16 protein-coding genes and 1 pseudogene are annotated in these 18,387 nt (G+C 62.9%); 5 read left to right on the top strand and 12 right to left on the bottom strand.

The window, feature by feature from the left end:
• Positions 1-67: 67 nt before the first annotated feature.
• Entirely contained in the window at positions 68-469 is a 402-nt protein-coding gene (locus B9A12_RS00205; RefSeq protein ID WP_084055536.1) for a hypothetical protein, read from the bottom strand.
• A 358-nt stretch (positions 470-827) separates the two neighbouring features.
• On the opposite strand from B9A12_RS00205, the gene B9A12_RS00200 reads away from it, so the two are divergent.
• Both B9A12_RS00200 and B9A12_RS00195 read left to right on the top strand, forming a co-directional pair.
• Complete coding sequence (locus tag B9A12_RS00200; RefSeq protein ID WP_170920229.1) at positions 828-1,265, top strand: response regulator; 438 nt, start codon at positions 828-830, stop codon at positions 1,263-1,265.
• A gap of 40 nt (positions 1,266-1,305) precedes the next feature.
• The gene (locus B9A12_RS00195; RefSeq protein WP_084055534.1) at positions 1,306-2,010 is read left to right on the top strand and encodes a flavodoxin family protein; all 705 of its coding nucleotides are present in this window, start codon (positions 1,306-1,308) and stop codon (positions 2,008-2,010) included.
• A 239-nt stretch (positions 2,011-2,249) separates the two neighbouring features.
• Here B9A12_RS00195 and B9A12_RS00190 read toward each other — a convergent pair whose 3' ends face one another.
• From B9A12_RS00190 to B9A12_RS00170, 5 genes are all read right to left on the bottom strand, one after another.
• A complete protein-coding gene (locus tag B9A12_RS00190; protein ID WP_084055533.1) occupies positions 2,250-3,977 on the bottom strand; it encodes a thiamine pyrophosphate-binding protein in 1,728 nt (575 codons plus the stop codon).
• Complete coding sequence (locus B9A12_RS00185; RefSeq protein WP_084055532.1) at positions 3,974-5,476, bottom strand: GMC family oxidoreductase N-terminal domain-containing protein; 1,503 nt, start codon at positions 5,474-5,476, stop codon at positions 3,974-3,976. The genes B9A12_RS00190 and B9A12_RS00185 overlap by 4 nt, the downstream gene beginning before the upstream one ends.
• Positions 5,457-5,873 carry a gluconate 2-dehydrogenase subunit 3 family protein gene (locus B9A12_RS00180; protein WP_084055531.1) on the bottom strand — a complete coding sequence of 139 codons (417 nt, stop codon included), beginning with the start codon at positions 5,871-5,873 and terminating at the stop codon, positions 5,457-5,459. The genes B9A12_RS00185 and B9A12_RS00180 overlap by 20 nt, the downstream gene beginning before the upstream one ends.
• Positions 5,874-6,035: 162 nt before the next feature.
• Complete coding sequence (locus B9A12_RS00175) at positions 6,036-6,455, bottom strand: GNAT family N-acetyltransferase (protein WP_084055530.1); 420 nt, start codon at positions 6,453-6,455, stop codon at positions 6,036-6,038.
• Between the two features lie 94 nt (positions 6,456-6,549).
• Positions 6,550-7,656 (bottom strand): hypothetical protein, encoded by a 1,107-nt coding sequence (locus tag B9A12_RS00170; protein ID WP_084055529.1) that lies wholly within the window; start codon positions 7,654-7,656, stop codon positions 6,550-6,552.
• Positions 7,657-7,794: 138 nt separating this feature from the next.
• Here B9A12_RS00170 and B9A12_RS00165 point away from each other — a divergent pair, with 138 nt between their 5' ends.
• The 3 genes from B9A12_RS00165 (at position 7,795) to B9A12_RS00155 (ending at position 12,599) form a co-directional block, all read left to right on the top strand.
• Entirely contained in the window at positions 7,795-9,573 is a 1,779-nt protein-coding gene (locus B9A12_RS00165; protein ID WP_084055528.1) for a cation:proton antiporter, read from the top strand.
• Between the two features lie 350 nt (positions 9,574-9,923).
• Entirely contained in the window at positions 9,924-10,700 is a 777-nt protein-coding gene (locus tag B9A12_RS00160; protein ID WP_170920228.1) for an ABC transporter substrate-binding protein, read from the top strand.
• A 42-nt stretch (positions 10,701-10,742) separates the two neighbouring features.
• Positions 10,743-12,599, top strand: a complete 1,857-nt coding sequence (locus tag B9A12_RS00155) for an aldehyde ferredoxin oxidoreductase family protein (RefSeq protein ID WP_212636771.1) — start codon at positions 10,743-10,745, stop codon at positions 12,597-12,599.
• Positions 12,600-12,609: 10 nt separating this feature from the next.
• Here the strand turns inward: B9A12_RS00155 and B9A12_RS00150 are convergent, their stop codons facing one another.
• From B9A12_RS00150 to eno, 6 genes and pseudogenes are all read right to left on the bottom strand, one after another.
• Positions 12,610-13,554: an acyltransferase gene (locus B9A12_RS00150; RefSeq protein WP_084055525.1), complete on the bottom strand. Its 945-nt coding sequence runs from the start codon at positions 13,552-13,554 to the stop codon at positions 12,610-12,612.
• Between the two features lie 136 nt (positions 13,555-13,690).
• Positions 13,691-13,969: a hypothetical protein gene (locus B9A12_RS00145; RefSeq protein ID WP_084055524.1), complete on the bottom strand. Its 279-nt coding sequence runs from the start codon at positions 13,967-13,969 to the stop codon at positions 13,691-13,693.
• Positions 13,970-13,984: 15 nt separating this feature from the next.
• The gene (locus B9A12_RS00140) at positions 13,985-14,692 is read right to left on the bottom strand and encodes a succinate dehydrogenase/fumarate reductase iron-sulfur subunit (protein WP_084055523.1); all 708 of its coding nucleotides are present in this window, start codon (positions 14,690-14,692) and stop codon (positions 13,985-13,987) included.
• Between the two features lies 1 nt (position 14,693).
• Positions 14,694-16,425 (bottom strand): annotated as a pseudogene (sdhA, locus tag B9A12_RS00135) (succinate dehydrogenase flavoprotein subunit).
• A complete protein-coding gene (coaE, locus tag B9A12_RS00130) occupies positions 16,403-17,116 on the bottom strand; it encodes a dephospho-CoA kinase (RefSeq protein ID WP_084055522.1) in 714 nt (237 codons plus the stop codon). Before coaE ends, sdhA begins: the two are co-directional and overlap by 23 nt.
• The gene (gene eno, locus B9A12_RS00125; protein ID WP_084055521.1) at positions 17,088-18,368 is read right to left on the bottom strand and encodes a phosphopyruvate hydratase; all 1,281 of its coding nucleotides are present in this window, start codon (positions 18,366-18,368) and stop codon (positions 17,088-17,090) included. Before eno ends, coaE begins: the two co-directional genes overlap by 29 nt.
• Positions 18,369-18,387: the final 19 nt, after the last annotated feature.

Below are 18,387 nucleotides of genomic sequence, written 5' to 3'. Positions count from 1 at the left end.
TTTGGTATGAATGCGTGTACAAAAAAGAAGGGGGCGCTCAAGGCGCCCCCTTCTTGGAGACGGAAATTTACTGGGCCTGGGAAGGAGGTCCATTCCAACCGTAGGCGCAAGGACCATAGCCCATGCCGGCACCGTGTCCGCCCCGGCGGCCGTGTCCGTAGCCGTTGGCCATGCCACTCTGACGGGCCTTTTCCCAAATCTGCCGGCGAAGCTGGTTGATCTCCTGGGCCAGCCGCCCCACTTCCGCCGGGTCCGCATCCGGTGTATTGAGAAGCTGCTGATAGGCCTGCTGCTTCTGGTAAAGATCCTGGCGCAGCGGCGCAACCTCTTGGGCGAAGGCCTGCACTTGGGGATTGGAGGCCGTCCAACAGGGCCCCCAGCCGCCGCCCGGACCCCTCCAGGCCCAAACAGAAGAAACCGCAAGTCCCACCAAGACCACCAGGGCGATACCCAACACTCTTTTCTTCATCATCGACTCCTTTTCTTTTCACCATCCACTGCGATTCTTTTTTTGCCTCTACGGAAGCGCTCCGTTTGACCTGCTATAAGGGCAATCCATGTGCCACTCGGCACTTCTTCGAAGGCAAAAGATGTTTCTCCTTTTCCTTTCAACCAGATAGGGATATCCTTACTCCAAATCGCGTCACACCCCGCGGGCACAGGGCTGGATAAAAAGAACCCAGCAGGGCCCGTCGTCTTCGCACCCCTGGGTCCGAAAGACCCACCGGTCCATGCCCACGCCATTCAAGAAAGGGGATTCGCCGTCCGATTGGAATAGTGAAAGGACGTCTCTATCCCAGACTCATCGCTCGTGGAGGCTAGCCCAGATGGATGCAGGGAACGAGGCTCGTAAGGCGGCAACGCCGGATCCCCGGCCCCCACTGGACCGGTGCCGGGTGCTGCTGGTGGACGATGAGCCGAGCTTACTGGAAATCGGCTGCCAATTGTTGAGCCTGGAGGGCATCCAGACCTTCACGGCCGCCAACGGGGAAGAGGCCCTGGAAATCCTGCATAGCATGGAGCCACTTCCCCACGGCGTCATCCTGGACCTCAACATGCCGGGCATGGGAGGCATTCAGTGCCTCCAAAAGATGCGCGCCACCTGGCCCGATCTTCCCGTGATCGTTTCCACAGGTTATCTGGATGGGGAGGAGCGTTCCCGGCTCCTGGACCTGGGTGCCTTCGATGTGGTGGAAAAGCCATACCGGTTGCAATCCATGGTGAACATTCTCCGGCGGGCGCTCCCGGGGAAGCCGGGGACCTGACCCAAGGACATCCAGAGGCACGGAACGGAAAGGAGTGGTCATGTTGATCCTGGGCATCAGTGGAAGCCCTCGCCCAGAAAAGGTTTCGGGGACCTACCGGCTGGTCCGGAGGGTACTGGAAGCCACCGGCCTGAACTACGAATTGGTCAGCCTGCGCAAGAAGCATATTGGAGGGTGCATCGCATGCCTGGGGTGCGCCAAGGACAACGTGTGCAAGGTGGAAGACGACTTGGCCGCCTTGCGCGAAAAGATTGTGACCGCCGACGCCTACGTCATCGGCGCCCCCAATTACTATTCGGGCCTCAATGCTCTTACCCACGCTTTCCTGGAGCGCTGGTTTCAATTCCGCCACCAGGAAGGAAACCTGCTTTGGGGCAAGCTGGCCGTGGCCGTGGGAGTGGGCGGCACCCAGGGGCATTTTCCCGCCGATGATTTGGAAAGGTTTCTGGCCTACAATTTCATCGAAACGGTGGCCAAGGTGTCCGCTCAGGGGGCCGCATCCTGCTACACCTGCGGCTACGGGGACACCTGCAAGGTGGGGATTCCCTACCTGCTGGGTGGACAGGAGGGGCAGAAATTCACCGAGGAGACCATCCCCGATGTGGAAAAGGATCCGGCCTGCCTCCAGGCGGCGGAGGAAGCGGGAAGGCTTTTGGCGAAGCGCCTCACTCAAGGCCATGACCGCAACGCCGTGACCGCCCGCATGCAGCAGGCCATGATGGCCAAGTTTTCCGAATCGGCCTGAGAGCTTGCCCGAAAACGCTCTTCGGAAAATGAGGTCCCGCTCCGAACGCCCTTTCCAGGGGGACCCGTCGCGTCGTCCCTACCAGGGCAGGGCCTGAATCCTCTCAAGCCGGCAGGCCCCGTCTTCACGGTTTCCCCACATTGGGCCCGCACGGAAAGGCGCCCACCCGGCGTTTCCGCACAGCCTGTCCAAAGGACCGCGCCGGAGTGGGCCGCTTCACGGGGCTTGCCTTCGTTTCCTCATCCCGCCTTCGGGAGACGCCGGGCAAGGGCCCTTTTGAGCATCCGCAGCCGATCCGGCCAACTGAGGCGCCAGAAATTGGTGGTGAGCACTCCCTTGGTGAAGTACGTCTTTTGGCTAGTGTCCACGGCCACATCCACCAGCACGGGCCGGCCTTGGTGCGCCTGCCGGAACGCCTCCTCCAACACCCGGTTCAGGGATTCGTCCTTTTCCAGATGCAAAAAGCCGCTGCCAGTGAGGCGGGCCAGGTCTTCCACCCGGTAAGGAGGCAGTTGGGAACACGTTTCCCGATTCATGGGCACCTTCTGGAACTGGGCGATCTGACCCAGCTTCTGGTCCCTCAGAACGCAGACCACAAGTCCGATTCCATAATGGGAGGCGGTGAGCAGCTCCAAGCCCGTCATGAGAAGCGCCCCGTCTCCGGCCAGGGCCACCACCGGACGGTCGGGATGCACCAGGGCCGAGCCGATGGCCGCCGGCACACTGTAGCCCATGCAGGAAAAGTCCACGGGTGCCAGGAACCGACCGGGCCCCTGCAGGCGCAAGTGTTCCATGGCGAGGAAGGTGCCGTTTCCCGAATCCGTCACAAAGACGGCCTGGGAGCCAGCGTGTTCTTGGAGGGCTGCAAAGAACCGGTGAGGCGTCACCCGGTCCGGGCTGGACCAGGACGCCCAGCGCCTTTGCACCTCGGCGTGGCCCTCAGCGATGGTCTGTTCCAGGGCGGTGTCCCGGGCGCGGTGGCGGATCTTGGGCAGCAGCGCCTTCAGGAAGAGGCCCGCATCCCCTTCCACCGCCAGATCCGTGGGCACGTTGCGATGGAAGACACCGGGATCCACATCCACATGGATGACGGCAACGGGCAGATCCATGCCGTAGCTTGCCGTGGCCACCTCCCCGAATCGACACCCCAGAGCCAGGATACAATCGGCCTGGGCCACGATCTTTTGCACGAAGGGTGGAGCGGCCCGGCCCAGGCCATTCCAGAGCCAGAGGGGGTGCCGCTCGTCGAAGACGCCTTTACCCTGGATGGTGGTTCCCACGGGGGCGGCCAGCAGCTCGGCGAGCCTTTGCAGTTCCTGCACCGCGCCCGAAGCGCCGTTTCCCACGTACAGAAGGGGACGGTGCGCGGCGTTGAGCCGTTTGGCCACCTCAGCCACCAGCTTTTCATCCGGGGCCTTGGGTACCGTTTCTTCAGGCTCCCGGTACGGTTGCCGCACCTCCTGGGTCACAAAGTAGAAGTCGGCGGGGACCTCCACGGCCACCGGGCCTGGACAGCCCGACCGGGCCAAACGACAGGCCCGGCGCACGGCCACGTAGAGGTCCTCGGCGCTTTCCGGACGGATCACCTCCTTGGTGATGGGCCGCAGCAGGGCGCTCTGATCGATGTGGTGGAGCTGGAAGGCCATGCCCATATCCTGGCGGATGCCGCAGGCCAGAACCAGCAGGGGGACATTGTCCATGAAGGCTTCGGCGATCCCGGAAAGGGCGTGGGTCACCCCCGCGCCCGGCACCAGATTCACCACCCCCAGGGATGGGGATGAGCGGGAAACCCCGTCCGCCATAAAAGAAGCGCTCTGTTCGTCGGTGACCAGGATGGGCCGGAGGGTCGGTGCGTCCTCCAGGGCGTCGTAGAGTTCGATGTTGTGGGTGCCGGGAATCCCGAAGGTGCAAGGAACGCCTTCGTCTTCCAGTGCCTTCACCACCAGTTGGGCGCCGCGGACCTTCATGATGCGCAAAGCTCCTGTGATCGTTGTCGAATGCCTTCCGCCACGCGATCGGCCAAGGCCATGACCGTGATGTAGGGATTCACCTCGGAACAGCGGGGAAAGAGGGAACTGTCGGCCACAAACAGCCACGGCACTCCGTGGACCTGCCCCCACCCGTCGGTCACCGAATCGCTGGGAGAGGTCCCCATGCGGCATCCCCCCATGAGATGGGCGCTGGAAACGGAGATGCGTCCGGGCTGGACCTTTCGGCGCGGGATCCAGTGGTCGAGACGGTCCCCACATTCCACTCCCAGAGAGAAGATCCTGCCCGCCGGGGCGTGCACCCGCACCGCGCCGGCTTCGAAGAAGATCCGGGCGCTGGCCTTCATGGCTTCATGGAGGCTGTCCAGGACCGGGGGCGTCAACCGGTAGTCCACCACGGGCGTTCCGCGACGGTCCACGCGGACCCGGTTCTCCGGCAGGGCCGGGTCCAGGGCCAAAGCCAAGATCATTTGCATCCGATCCATGCGGTGCATCATCCGGCTGTGCTGGGGACCGAAGCCGATGAGATTCTTGGCCGTGGTGAAGGGGAAGTACATGCACGTTTCCAGCAGGAACCGGTGCGATTCCATGAAATGGTCGCAATAGAAGCTCTTGGGATGGCCGTAGAAGTTGGTGATGGGTCGCGGATGTTCCCCCACCAGGATCAAGGCGGGATGCAAGGTAAGGTAGCGTCCCAGGGCCGGCAGGTCCACCGGCAGCCGGGAACGGAGCAGCAGGGCCGGGGAATGGACGGCTCCGCAACAGACCACGATCACCTTGGCCCGCACCTTGTAAATTCCCGGTTCCCATGCCGATGGATATCCGTACCCCCACGGGCGCACCAGCGCCTCGCACCATCGATCCCCGATGTGCGTCACGCGGCAGTGGGTCACCACCTCCACGCCCCGCCTGCGAGCCTCAGGGATTTGGACCCGGTGGGTGCCCTGCTTGGCGCCGTGGGGACAGCCCAGGTTGCACAGGCTGGATCCCTTGCAGTCCTTCACGTTGATGGGAAACTGATGGACTCCGTAGCCCAGCCGGCGGCACGCCTGGGCGAAGAGGAGATTGTTTTCGTTCAGATCCCTTTCGTCCTGCAGATGGACGTTGTTTTCCTCGAGATACTTGTGCGACCTGCGCTGCAGGTCTTCGGCATGGAGCCCCGGAACGGCCCAACGGTTCACCACACGCTCGGGCATGACGAGCGAAGTGCCCGTATAGACCACGGTGGAGCCGCCCAGGGCCCGCCCCATGGCCAGAGTCAGGGTGCCGTCCCGAGTCAGGAGCCCGCCGCTGTCCACATAGAGTTTGCGGGCCATGTCCAGTTCCCGGCCGGTGTAGTCTCCGGCGGTCAGTTCCGGGCCCCATTCCAGCAGCGCCACCCGGGCCCCGGAAGCGGCCAAGGCGCCCAGTTCCTTGGCCACCGTTCCTCCGCCCGCACCGGATCCGATGATGACGATGTCATAGACCTTTTCTTTCATGGAGCACGTCGTTTCCGTTCATGACGGGCTGGTAGTTGAAGCGGGGCCACAGCTCATCCTGACCGTAATAGCCCATGAACACCAGGGTCTTGAGGCCCCAGAAGCCTTTTCGAAAGAGCGGGACCGGTCCGTCTTGGAACCAGGCAAGAAGTCTTTGCCGTTTGGGATCCGAAAGGCGGGCGAAGCGGGTACCGTAGCGCCACGCCGCTGCCAGATCCACCAAGGCCAGAAAGAGGCGCAGCTGCAGGGCCACGGCCGCAGGCCGTTCCATCAGGGCCTGGCGGATGATGTGGCGGAATCGATCGCTTTGTTGGGCGCTCAGGGACGCGGTTTCTGGCACCAGGGTGTGGGCCAGCGCGGCGAGACGTTTCCAGGACTGGGATCCAAGGGGCTCCATGATCGTTCAGGCACCTGCGGGTCCAGTTCATGTGGCAAGAAGAGATTGCAAGATGAGAACACTTTCGCATCGTAAGGACCGAGCGCCCGGTTTGTCAAGGGTCGATAAAGGACCAGGATCCGCTCTCCCCTATATGGTTGGAAACGCGGAGGCGCCTTGGGGTTACAGATCCTTTTTCATGATGTAGAAGCTGGTGTCCCCGGAATCGATGGTCACCATGCGCTGGACGCGGAACCCGAACTTTTCGTACAGCCTCACGGCCCCGGAGGAAATGATCTTCACATCCAGGTCCACGTTTCGGATACCCCTTTCCCGGAACCGATCCAGAGCGCCCTGGACCAGGGCGGAAGCCACGCCCCGGCCCCTGGCTTGGGGGTGTACGGCCACCTTGAGGATGGTCGCCTTCCCGTCTTCTTCCTTACACGTAGCCGCCAGGTATCCCTGAACCCGGTCTTCTTCGTAAACCAGACAGAAATCCCGGAGGGCGTGTTCCAGGTAGTAGCGGGTCCAGGGGTTGGGAAAGGACAGCGTCTCAATCTCCTCCATTCTGTCGATATCGGCCTCCATGGCGTGGCGAATCATGGCTGCATCCTCCCGCGGTACTTGCTGCCGGCGGCGTTTGGGGGGGTCTTGGGCGCATGGCCAAGAACCGCCCCCGGAAAAGAAGTGTCTTCTTTCAGAGCGCCTGCCGGGCCCCTTGGAAAAACTCCTCCAGAGGACGCACCTGGTGCCTCAGAACGCTGGATCCGGCCAGATCCATGAAGGCCTTTCCCATGTCCCGGGACCGCTGCAGAACCGTCTTCCAGAAGGCCAGCCGCTCTGCGTCGTTTCCGGCGAAAGTCCAAAAGTCCTGACGATCCGGGATCCGGCCGTAGGGGAGGCTTTCCACGAAGCTCCGGGAGGGAACCACCAGGAACAGGTTCTTCATGGCCCGGAGATCCGGTCGCCGGTGGGCAAAGCGCTTGTCGAACCAACCAGGGACCAGCCGGTCCGTGTAGTGGGGATAAAAGACCACTTCTTCCGGACCGACGGGAACGGGAACCGTGAGATGATAATCCAGCAGACCGCCGTCCCAGTAGGGTCCGGGGGGAGCCCCGGGAATGGCGTCCACCCCTTCCATGAGAAGGGGGATGGAACCGGAGGCGAGCAGGGCCGCCCGCGCGTTGGAACCCGTCAGGGAGACCGTTTTCAAGGGAAAGGCTCCGTTGTCCAGGCACTGGGGAAGCTCGCTTTGGGAATGGCAAAAGTAGACCCGTTCAAAGAACTTCAAGAGTCCTTTTCTGGAAAGGGCATTGATCCCATAGGCCAGGCCCAAACCCAGGGAAAGCAGGGGGCGCCTGCGGGAGGCCACCAGGCCGCGGCCCCGGGTGGTGGCCACATGCAGACGGACAAGGGGATGATCCACGATCTCGCGAACCGCCGCTTGGGGCACCAGGCGGTCCAGCACTTGGCCCAGCACCCGGCTGACCTCCGCCGCTGTGGGCCGGGAGCTGTAGCTCTGGGCCAGATAGGCCTCCAGGAAGGACTCCAGGGCATCCAAAGGATTTCGGCGGCAATAGGCGGCAAAACGCCAGGAGCCGATGGAAGAGCCCACCACGTTCAGGGGGGTCCTGCGCTGGGGCAGCCACTCCTGGCACAAGGCCCGATCCATGCCGTAGAGCACCAGCCACTTGGGCCCTCCCGCCGCGCCCCACATCCATCGCACCCGATGGAAAGAAAAGCCTTCTTCGCGAATCACCGGCAAGATTCCCGGTCCCGCGTAGCATGCCACCCGATGGTCCATGGGGTATATCCTTTCCGTGTGGATCGACAGATTTTGTGAAAAACAGTATAACACGAGGGACGCAAAAGCCCAGTCCCGACGGAAAGGCGGGAGGGAAAACCCAAAAGACTCCAGAAAAGGCGACAGCGGAAAAATCCCATGCTCCACACGGCCCTTCAAACCGTCACCATCGCCGTCGTGGCCGGCGTTGCCAGTACCCTTCTGGGACGTCGACTGCGCATTCCTCCCATCCTCTTTTTCCTGCTGCTCGGGGTTTTTCTTGGTCCCTTGGGACTGGGCTGGGTTCGGCCGGAATCGCTGGGGAACGGCCTGGTGGTGCTGGTGGAAATCATGGTGGCCGTGATCCTTTTCGAAGGCGGCCTCAGTCTGTCCACCCATAGCTTCCGCAAGGCCGGAGCCGCCATCCGCCGGATACTGCTCATCAGCCTTCCGTTGACCGGACTGGGTGCCGCTGTCCTCGGCCGCCTCATCCTGGACCTTGCCTGGCCCAAGGCCCTCTTTTTCGGGGCCCTCATCGTGGTCACCGGTCCCACGGTGGTGGGCGCCCTTCTCAAGGCTGTGTCCCTCAGCCCTTCCCTGCGGAGCCTGCTCGACTGGGAATCCATCTGGGGGGATGTGCTGGGAGTGCTTCTCAGCGGAGTGGCCTTGAAGTTCATCCTGTCCGGGTCGGGTCACGGACCGGAAAGGATTGGATTTCTCTTTTTGGAACGCCTTCTTCTGGGGCTCTTTGTGGGGGTTCTGGCCGGCGAAATCCTGCGCCGCTGGGTATTCCCCTTCGTCATGCGCCTGCAGGAGCCGGCCCTGCCCGGCGTGACAGCTTTTGCCGCCGCCTTGGGTATCTTCCATGTGTCGAATCTGCTGTCTGAGCACTCGGGCCCATTGGCCGCGGCGGCGGCCGGTCTGGTCTTGTCCATCGGAAAAACCTCGGCCATCGAAGACGTGCGCCATTTCAAGGAACAGATCTCCATCGTCCTTATAGGAAGCATCTTTGTGTTGCTCTCCTCGACCATCGATCCCTTTGCCGTTGCGGCCCACTGGCCCGGAATGCTGGTCGTGGCTCTCATTTTGGGCGCCTTGGTTCGGCCTGCCTCCGTCCTGGTTGCTCTGGCGGGAACTCCTCTTCCGTGGAGAGAAAGGCTCTATGCGGGAATCGTGGGCCCCCGAGGGATCGTGGCTCTGGCCACGGTGGCCTACGCAGATATTCTCCTCAAGGGCGACCCGGTGATGCCCATCATCACCAACCTCACCTTTGTAATCATCTTTCTGTCCGGGGCCTTCGCCACCCTGGTCAGCCGGCCGCTGGCGGCGCTTCTGGACGTGGAGCTTCCTTCCAGCGGGTTGGGCATCCTTATCGTGGGCATCCATCCCCTTAGCTCCCAGATCGCCCAGTTTGCCTCCCAGCGGATCCCTGTGGCCTTCCTGGACACGAACCCCTCCACCTGTTCCCTGGCCCAAGGCTGGGGCCACCAAACGGTGTGCGCCGACGTGCTGAACATCCACGTATACGAAGAGGCGCTGGAGCAGGGCTACGGAAGGCTGCTGGCCATCAGCAACGACGACGCCTTGAACCAACTGGTGGCCCAGGCGGCCGCCGTTCAGCTGGGGCCCCACCGGGTTTTTCGTGCCAAGGCCGATGCGGCGGGAGACCCCCTTCTCATGGAGACGCCGCACCCGCCCCGCCAGGCCTTCGGATCCGGCTTCAGTGTTCGTGAAGCGCTGGACGAACTGAAGCAAGGCCGGGCCACCCTGGAGGTCCTGTCCGTGGATGGGAAGGTGGCCGATCACGTGACGCCGCTGCTCATTTTCACCGAGGACGGCAAGGGAGTGGAGATCGTTGAAAACCGTGAAGGCATCCGGGGTAGTGCCCTCTGTCTTGTGCGAAAGCCCCCCAGGCCCGACGACCGACAAGCGTTCTGACCATGGGGCCCGATGCGAAACCGGAAAACTGACGGCCCATTGGCCGTCCCAACCTTCACGGGCGCCCGTGCGCCACTTTCCACCGAAAGCCGCGCCGCGCCCGTCGGGGCGGGTTGCGAACCTGCCCCGACTTCGGCGCCGAGCACGCAGGCATCTTCGGCCGGCCACGGCGCCAGGGAGCAGCCGCCCTCGGGTTCGCCACACCAGCGCGCGCCCGATTTCAATCCGCGCCCCTGCGGGGGACCCGATGACGACGGCGGTTCAGAAAGCCCATGACCGCTTCCATACCAAGCGGTGAAGAGCCACACATAAGCCGCTATCGCGCCCCACCGGAATGGAGGACAACCAAGATGCGGATCTTGTCCCTGGCCCCCACACAGACGGAGATTCTCGCTTTTCTGGAAGCCGCCGAGAATCTGATCGGCCGCACGCAAGACTGCGACTATCCGAGAGAAATCCTTACTGTTCCCACCTTCGGCACATGGGCCTCGCCTGATGTGCGAGCCGTTCTGGACGCCGAACCTGATCTGGTCTGCACCTTTGGAAAACACCAGGAAGAGGTGGCGTCCTGGTTGGAAGCAAAGAACCTGGCTGTTTTTCACAGCGACCCGCCGACCGTGGCCGACGCATTGGAGGACATGGCGTCCCTGGCGCGACGCATCGGCCGCGGCCCGAGGGGGGAACGGGCCATCCGATCCTTGAGGGACCGATTGGAGCGGGTGCGCAAGGCCGTGGCATCCGCCACGGCCGATGGAAAACGCCCCCGCATCCTTCGCATCATGCACTGGGATCCTCTGATCACGGTGGGCCCCGGCTCCTTCCAACACGATGTGATTGACATGGCGGGAGGCGCCAATCTCTTCCATGACCAGGAGATCGCCCCTTACGTGCGGGTGAGTCCGGAACGGGTGGTTTCCTGGAATCCCGATGTGATCTTTTTCTGCGAACCGTTCATTGAGGAGCGACTGCAAGGGGACCCGCTTTGGGCCGCCTGCAACGCCGTCCGCCATGGACATGTCCACCTCTTCGATTGCGGCCTCACCTGCCGATCCGGCCCGCGCATCGTGGACATGGTGGAAGGGTTGGCCCGCGTGGTTCTCAACTGGAAAGAGGACCGCACGTCCTAGCCGGGTCGTGGCAGCAGCGATCTCAAGGGAGAAACCCCTGTGGTGAGCGACGGAAACCGTGTAGTGGAAGTGGATCTCGGCTCGGGGCGGATCCGCACGTTCGAGGTCACCCCAGAGGCCCGCCGTCTCTTTCTGGGCGGCAAAGGACTGGCCTTGCGATACCTGGCCCAAGGACTCCCTGCCGGCACGGACCCCCTGAGTGGAGACAACCTTTTCATTGTCATGAACGGCCCTCTCGTGGGATCGGGCGCCCCCTGCAGCGCCCGGTTTTGCGCCGTCACCAAGTCCCCCCTGACGGGCCTGGTGGCTTCGTCGTCGTGCGGAGGTCCCTTCGGGACCGCTCTCAAGTCCGCCGGTTACGAAGGCCTCATCCTGCGGGGTGCCTGCCGGGATCCGAGCCTGCTTTGCATCGAGGCGGGCACGGTCCGGCTGGAGCCGGCCCATGGCCTGTGGGGCCTGGACACCTGGGAGACCCAGGCGGCGCTGCATCTGGGAAAGAAAGATGGGGCGCTCGTGATCGGTCCGGCCGGAGAAAACGGAGTCCTCTTCGCCAATGTGGCCTCGGGCCACAGATTCCTGGGAAGAGCCGGCTTCGGAGCCGTTCTGGGTTCCAAAAAGATCAAGGCCGTGGTGGCCCGGGGGGGGTCCTACCGGAACGTCCCCGCTCACCCCGAAACCTTTCAAGCGGTCAAGAAGAAGGCCACCGTCCACATCAACCGGAATCCTTTCACGGGGGAGCTCTACCGCCGGTATGGAACGGCGGGCCACCTGGATCTGTGCGCCCGGAGCGGGATCCTGCCGGTTCACAACTTTTCGGACGGCAGCCACCCCGAATCCCATCGTCTCTCGGGTCAGGCCATGCGGCACCGGTTCGGAGGCCGGCCCAGCACATGCACGCCCTGCACCATTCTGTGCGGACATAGGGGAACCTTTCCGGACGGTGCGCAGCGACAGCTGCCCGAATACGAAACCGTGGGGCTGCTTGGAGCCGGCCTGGGGATCTTCGATCCGGTAGCGGTGGCCCGCTGGAACGAGCTGTGCGGTCGGCTGGGACTGGATACCATCAGCTGCGGCGGGGTCCTGGCCTTCACCATGGAAGCGGGCCGGCGGGGTCTGGTCCACACCCCCCTGCGGTTCGGGCATGGGGAAAACGTGGAAGAGGCCATTCAGGACCTGGCTTACCGCCGGGGGTTGGGAAACCTCATGGCCGAAGGAACCCGTCGCATGTCCCAGCAGGTGGGCGGCGAAGACTTTTCCATGCAGGTCAAGGGGCTGGATCTGCCCGCCTATGACCCTCGAGGCAGTTGGGGGCAGGGCCTGGCCTATGCGGTGGCCAACCGGGGCGGCTGCCATCTTTCGGCCACCCTCTTCGCCCTGGAGGTCTTTTTGGGACTTTTGGACCCTTACACCACTCGGGGCAAGGCCCGTTACGTCCGCTTTTTCGAAAGCCTCTACGCCGCCATCAACTCCCTGTCCACCTGCCTTTTTACCACCTACGCCTACCTGCTGGAGGCCCCGGTGGCCCGCTGGACCCCCAAGCCCCTGCTGGCCTGGACCATGGGCAACCTTCCCGCCCTGGCCCTTCGGCTCATGGACGTGGGAATCTATTGCCGTCTTTTCCAGACCGTGACGGGCACTGGGATCACCCAAAGGGAGCTGCTCAAGGCGGGGGATCGCATCATCACGCTGGAACGCCTACTCAACGTTCGGCAAGGCCTGACACGAAAAGACGACACCTTGCCGAAACGGCTCCTCACACAGGCCCGGTCCGGCGATCCCCAGGGGCGCACCGTTCCCCTATCGACGATGCTTGAGGATTACTACCGGCTCCGGGGCTACGACGCACAAGGAAGGCCGACCCCCAAGGCTCTGAAGCGACTGGGCCTGGAGAGCATCTGAGGGGGCCGTCTCAAGCGGCGCTGAGATCCATCGCGTCGTTTGGGGGCGCGTCCAGGACCGCGCCATACTCTTCCAGGATCTCTTGGATCCGTCGATCCTTTTCCTCCCAGACCTTGTTGAGCCAACGCTGGAAGCGGATTCGGAACTGGGGGTCGTTGAAATAGTCGCCCACCAGGTCGGCCCGAACGGGGATGGACTCCACGTGAACCCGGATCTCCTGCATCTTGCCGGAGATGAAGGCCCAGAAGCTGGGCGTGCCCTCGGGATAGACGATGGTCACGTCCAGGATGCTGTTGAGCTTTTGGCCGAGGGCCGCCAGCACAATTGCCGTTCCCGCCGCTTTCGGCCGCAGCAGGTGCCGGTAGGGGGATTTCTGCGCCTTGATCTTGGCCAGGGTGGCCCGGGTGCCTTCGGCAAAGTTCATGACCGAAATGGGAATGGCCTTGAATTTCTCACAGGCCTTGATCGTTTCCTGAAGATCGCGTCCCTTGAGGTGTGGTTTTTTCTTCAGGACGGACTTGGGCGTGCGCTTCATGAACGGAAAGTCCATGGCCCACCAGGCCAATCCCAACACGGGCACATAGATCAATTCTTTCTTGATGAAGAACTTGAGAAACGGGATCCGACGATGGAAGACCTTCTGGAGCACCACGATGTCCGTCCAGCTCTGGTGATTGGCCAGAACCATGTACCAGCCTCGGCGCTGCAGATTCTCCAGACCGGTCACGTTCCAGCGGATCCGTTTGGTCAGGGCCAGGCCCGCGTTGTTGATGGCGACCCACGTCTGGGCGATCCCGTTGAGGATATGGTCGCAGAAAGCCCGCCACCTTTTGTGAGGAATCACCCATTTGAAGAAGGCCAAGAGGAAAAGCGGCGTGGTACACAAGAGCGTGTTGGCCGCCAGCCAACCCAGGGAAAAGAGGCCGTTGATCGGCCCCGGCAACCAGTGCAACATGAATCGACTTCCTTCCTTACGAGAAAAGCAGATTGGATCAAAATTTAAGGACGACTGCAGCCCTTGTCGCGACCACCACCCTTATCACGGCATCCGGCGGCGCGACGCGAGCCTCCCCCGCCACCCGCAGGGCCGGCTACCCCGCTTCGGCGATGGTGTAGCTTTCGTCGATGAACCGGCGTACGAACCGTTCCAACTCCGCATTGATGAGAGAACAGCGGTTGCCCGCCATGCACTGCTTCACATCGTCGATTCCCAGTTTGAAGGTGGCCGTTCGGGCATCCTTTTCCAGAACCACGTCGTAGTTGTCCGCTCCCAACAGTCTTTCCTTCTTGACGGTGAGAAAGATCCCGAACTTGTCGATGTCCGGATAGAGCTCCCGGATCTTGGCTTCCACTTCCCGTTGCTCGAACATGGTTTCCTCCTGTGTTCAGCTTCCAAACACCTTTTCAATTTCCCGCTTGATGAAGTTGATGCTCTTGGTGACGGGAATCTCCTTGGGACACACCCTGGTGCACTCAAAGTGGTTCCGGCATCCCCAAGCTCCATCTTCCGAATCCACCTTGCGGAGCCGATCCTCCTTTTCCTGGTCCCGGCTGTCGAAGATGTAGCGAAAGGCCCACACCAACGGCGCCGGTCCCAAAAAGTGCTCGTTCTCCCCCACCACGGGGCACGCGCCCATGCAGCAGGCGCACAAGATACACCGGATTACTTGATCCAGTTTCTTCCTTTCGGCGGGATCCTGCAATCGCTCCTTTTGCGGGTCGCTGTCCCCGGCCAGCAGGTAGGGGCGCACCCAATTGACCTTCTCGAAAAAGGGCTCCAAGTCCACCACCAGGTCCTTGAGCACCCGAAAGGACGGCAGGGGCTCCACGAGGATCTCCGGTTCCCCTTGGTAGTCCTGCACCAGCTTTTGACACGCCAGTGCGCAACGGCCGTTGAGACGCATGGCGTCGGACCCGCACACACCGTGGCCGCACGACATGCGAAAACTCAAGCTCCCGTCCTGCTCCCACTTGATGCGGTTCAGACAATCCAGAATGCGCTCCCCGGGCTCCGCCTCCACCCGATAGGTCCGGTAGTAGGCCTCCGAATCCCGTTCCGGGTCGTATCGGTAGATCCTGAAGGTCAGTTCCATATCAGTACACCCTCGGCTTGGGTTGGAAACGCGTAATAGACACGGGCTTGGTGGCGTAGCGCAGCTGGGCTCCGTCCCGGTAGACCAGGGAATGGCACAGCCAATTGGCGTCGTCGCGTTCCGGGAAATCCTCGCGATAGTGGGCTCCCCGGCTTTCCGTCCGTTTTTGTGCGGCCAGCAGCATCACTTCCGCCAGGCCCAGAAGGGATTCCAATTCCAGCGCCTCCATGAGGTCCGTGTTGTACCGGTCGCCCCGGTAGTCCAGAACCAGCTGGGTTCGACACGTTTCCTGCAACCCCCGGATCGTGTCCAGCCCCTCCTCCAGCCCCTTGGCCGTCCGATACACCCCACAGCGCTCCATCATCTCCTGCTGCATCCTTTGGCGAATCCCGGCCGCACGCTCCCCGGAACGGCGCTCCCGGAGCCTTTGAATCCTCTCCCGGCACGCATCCAGCGCCTCTCCGCCCGCCTCATGCAAGGGCAGCTGGGCAACATCCGCCAGCAGGCGTCGTCCCGTGCGCCGCCCGAAGACCACCAGGTCCAGAAGGGAATTGCATCCCAACCGGTTGGCCCCGTGCACGGACACGCAGGCGCATTCCCCGGCGGCATACAAGCCGGGGACGGCATAGCCCGCGGCGTCCAGGACCCGCCCGTCCACATCCGTGGGGATCCCCCCCATCATGTAGTGGCAGGTGGGATGGACCGGGATGGGCTGCGCGGCCGGGTCGATTCCCAAGTAGATGCGCACGAAGGACGAGATGTCGGAAAGCCTTTCTTCCAGCCGTTCCTTGCCCAGGTGGGTGAGGTCCAGGTGGACGAAATCCCGCCCGTCGATGCCCCGCCCGTCTCGGATTTCGCTCATGATGGCCCGCGAGACCACGTCCCGGGCCGCCAGGTCCTTGATGGTGGGAGCGTAGCGTTCCATGAACCGCTCCCCGTCCCGGTTCCTGAGCAGGCCGCCCTCGCCCCGGGCCGCTTCGCTGATGAGCACCCCCAGGCCGTGGATGCCGGTGGGATGGAACTGGATGAACTCCATGTCCTGGAGCGGGAAACCGTGGCGCAAGACCATGTGGGCGCCGTCGCCCGTATTGGCGAAACAGTTGGAGGTGGTTTTGAAGACCTTGCCGAAGCCCCCCGTGGCCACCAGCACGGCCTTGGCGTGGAAAAGGTGCAGTTCTCCCGTGGCCCATTCGTAGGCCACCACCCCGTGCACGGCCCCGTCCCGGACCACCAGATCCATGACGGACAGTTCCGGATAGACCCGGATGCCCTTTTGCACGCTCTGTCCATAGAGGGTGTCCAGGATCACGCGACCCGTTCGGTCGGCCGCATAGCAGGCCCTTTTGACCGGCGCCTCCCCAAAGTTCCGGGTGTGGCCCCCGAAGGCCCGCTGGGCAATGGTGCCGTCCGGATTGCGGTTGAAGGGAACCCCCATGTGTTCCAGTTCATAGATGGCCCGCGGGGCGTCCCGGGCCAGAACCTCGGCGGCGTCCTGATCCGTCAGGTAATCCCCCCCCCTTGACTGTATCGAACATGTGCCATTCCCAGGAATCGGGCTCTTCGTTGCCCAGCGAGGCCGCAATGCCTCCCTGTGCGGCGCCCGAATGGGACCGGGTGGGAAAGACCTTGCTCACCAGGGCCACATCGCAGCGGCCCGCGGCCTCCACCGCCGCGCGAAGCCCCGCCAGTCCCGAGCCCACGATAACCACGTCATGCTTGTGTTTGACCGCCATGGATCGTCCTCTTGTCCTGGGAACGCATCGCAATCTCTTGCCACACCGCGTCCACCTGGCGACGGGTGTTTTCCAGATCCTGGGAATTGTCGATGACCAGGTTCGCCCACGCCCTTTTCTGCTCGATGGGAAGCTGCATCTCCAGAGTCCTTTCCGCCTCCGGGCGGCTCACGCCGTCCCGGGCGCAAAGCCTCTGGATTTGCACTTGCGCAGGAACATAGACCAGGATGACGCAATCGAAGGAACCTTCCAGTCCCGTCTCGTAGAGCAGCGGGATGTCGAACACGACCGGTCGCCTTGGATCGGCTTCCACGGCCCGGCGCCACTCCGCCTCCATTTCCTGCAAGACGTGGGGATGGACCGCTTCGTTCACACGCCGCCTCAGATGGGGGTCGTCCAGGATCGCCCGCCGGAGTTTCCGGCGATTCAACTCACCGGAATCGGGCAGGAAATAGTCCGCCGACAGGAACTCCCGCAGACGCCTCCACGCGGGCCGACCGGGCTCCACGGCCCTCCGAGCGGCCTGGTCTGCATCCAGCACCCGGGCCCCTTTGGCTTCCAACAAGCGGGCCACGGTGCTCTTGCCGCTGGCGATCCCTCCGGTCAAGGCGATCCGGAGCGCCCGGCGGTGCCGGGCGCCTTCGCCATCCTTACCACCCGGACTATCGCTTGAAGACTTCCGTTCCGGCATACCGGGCCGCGTCCCCCAGTTCCTCTTCGATACGCAGCAGCTGATTGTATTTGGACACCCGGTCCGTTCGGCAAAGGGACCCGGTCTTGATCTGACCCATGCCCGCCGCCACCGCCAGGTCCGAGATGGTGGTGTCTTCCGTTTCCCCGGATCGGTGGGAGATGACGGCCCGATAGCCCGCCTTGGCGGCCATGGAAATGGCCTCGAAGGTCTCCGTTACCGTGCCGATCTGGTTGAGCTTGATCAGAATGGCATTGGCCACCCCTTCTTCGATCCCCCGGGCCAGGATCTTGGTGTTGGTGACGAAGACGTCGTCTCCCACGATCTCGATCCTGTCGCCCAGACGCTGGGTTATGAGCTTCCACCCGTCCCAGTCGCCTTCCGCCATACCGTCTTCAATGGAAAGGATGGGGTAGCGGTTGACCCAATCCTCGTACAGACCCACCAGGTCTTCCGGGGATTTTTCCGACTGCTTTTCCGCCTTCAACAGGTAACGGCCGTTTTCGTAGAACTCGCTGGCAGCGGGGTCCAGGGCGATGAACACATCTTCTCCCGGCACGTATCCCGCCGCCTTGATGGCGTCCATGAGAAGCCCCAGGGCCTCTTCATTGGACTGCAGGCTGGGGGCGAAACCGCCCTCGTCGCCCACGGCCGTGTTGAGGTTTTGGGCCTTGAGCACCTTCTTGAGGGTGTGAAAGATCTCCGCCCCCATGCGAAGGGCTCCCTTGAAGGTGGGCGCACCGGCCGGCACGATCATGAATTCTTGAATGTCCAGGTTGTTGTCGGCATGGGCCCCGCCATTGAGCACGTTCATCATGGGAACGGGCAAGGTGTAAGCCGCCACGCCCCCCAGGTAGCGGTAGAGGGGCAGTTCCGCTTCCTCCGCCGCGGCCTTGGCCACTGCCATACTGACCGCCAGAATGGCGTTGGCGCCCAGGCGGCTCTTGTTTTCCGTCCCGTCCAAGGCGATCAGGAACCGGTCGATCTCCGCCTGGTCCTGGGCTTCCAGCCCCACGACCTTGGGGCCGATCTCGTCGTTCACGTTCCGCACGGCGTTGAGGACTCCCTTGCCCAAGTAGCGCTTGTCATCCCCATCGCGAAGCTCCAGCGCCTCCCGGCTTCCCGTGGAGGCTCCCGACGGGACCGCCGCACGCCCCATGACCCCCGACTCCAGAATGACATCGGCTTCCACCGTTGGGTTTCCCCGGGAATCCAGGATTTCCCGGGCCCGTACCGCAATGATTTCGCTCATGCCCCTTCGTCTCCTTTCC

Source organism: Desulfacinum hydrothermale DSM 13146 (assembly GCF_900176285.1).
GTDB classification, from domain to species: domain Bacteria; phylum Desulfobacterota; class Syntrophobacteria; order Syntrophobacterales; family DSM-9756; genus Desulfacinum; species Desulfacinum hydrothermale.
The sequence above is the reverse complement of the archived record's forward strand: the minus strand, read 5'-3'. Positions and strand labels throughout refer to the sequence as shown.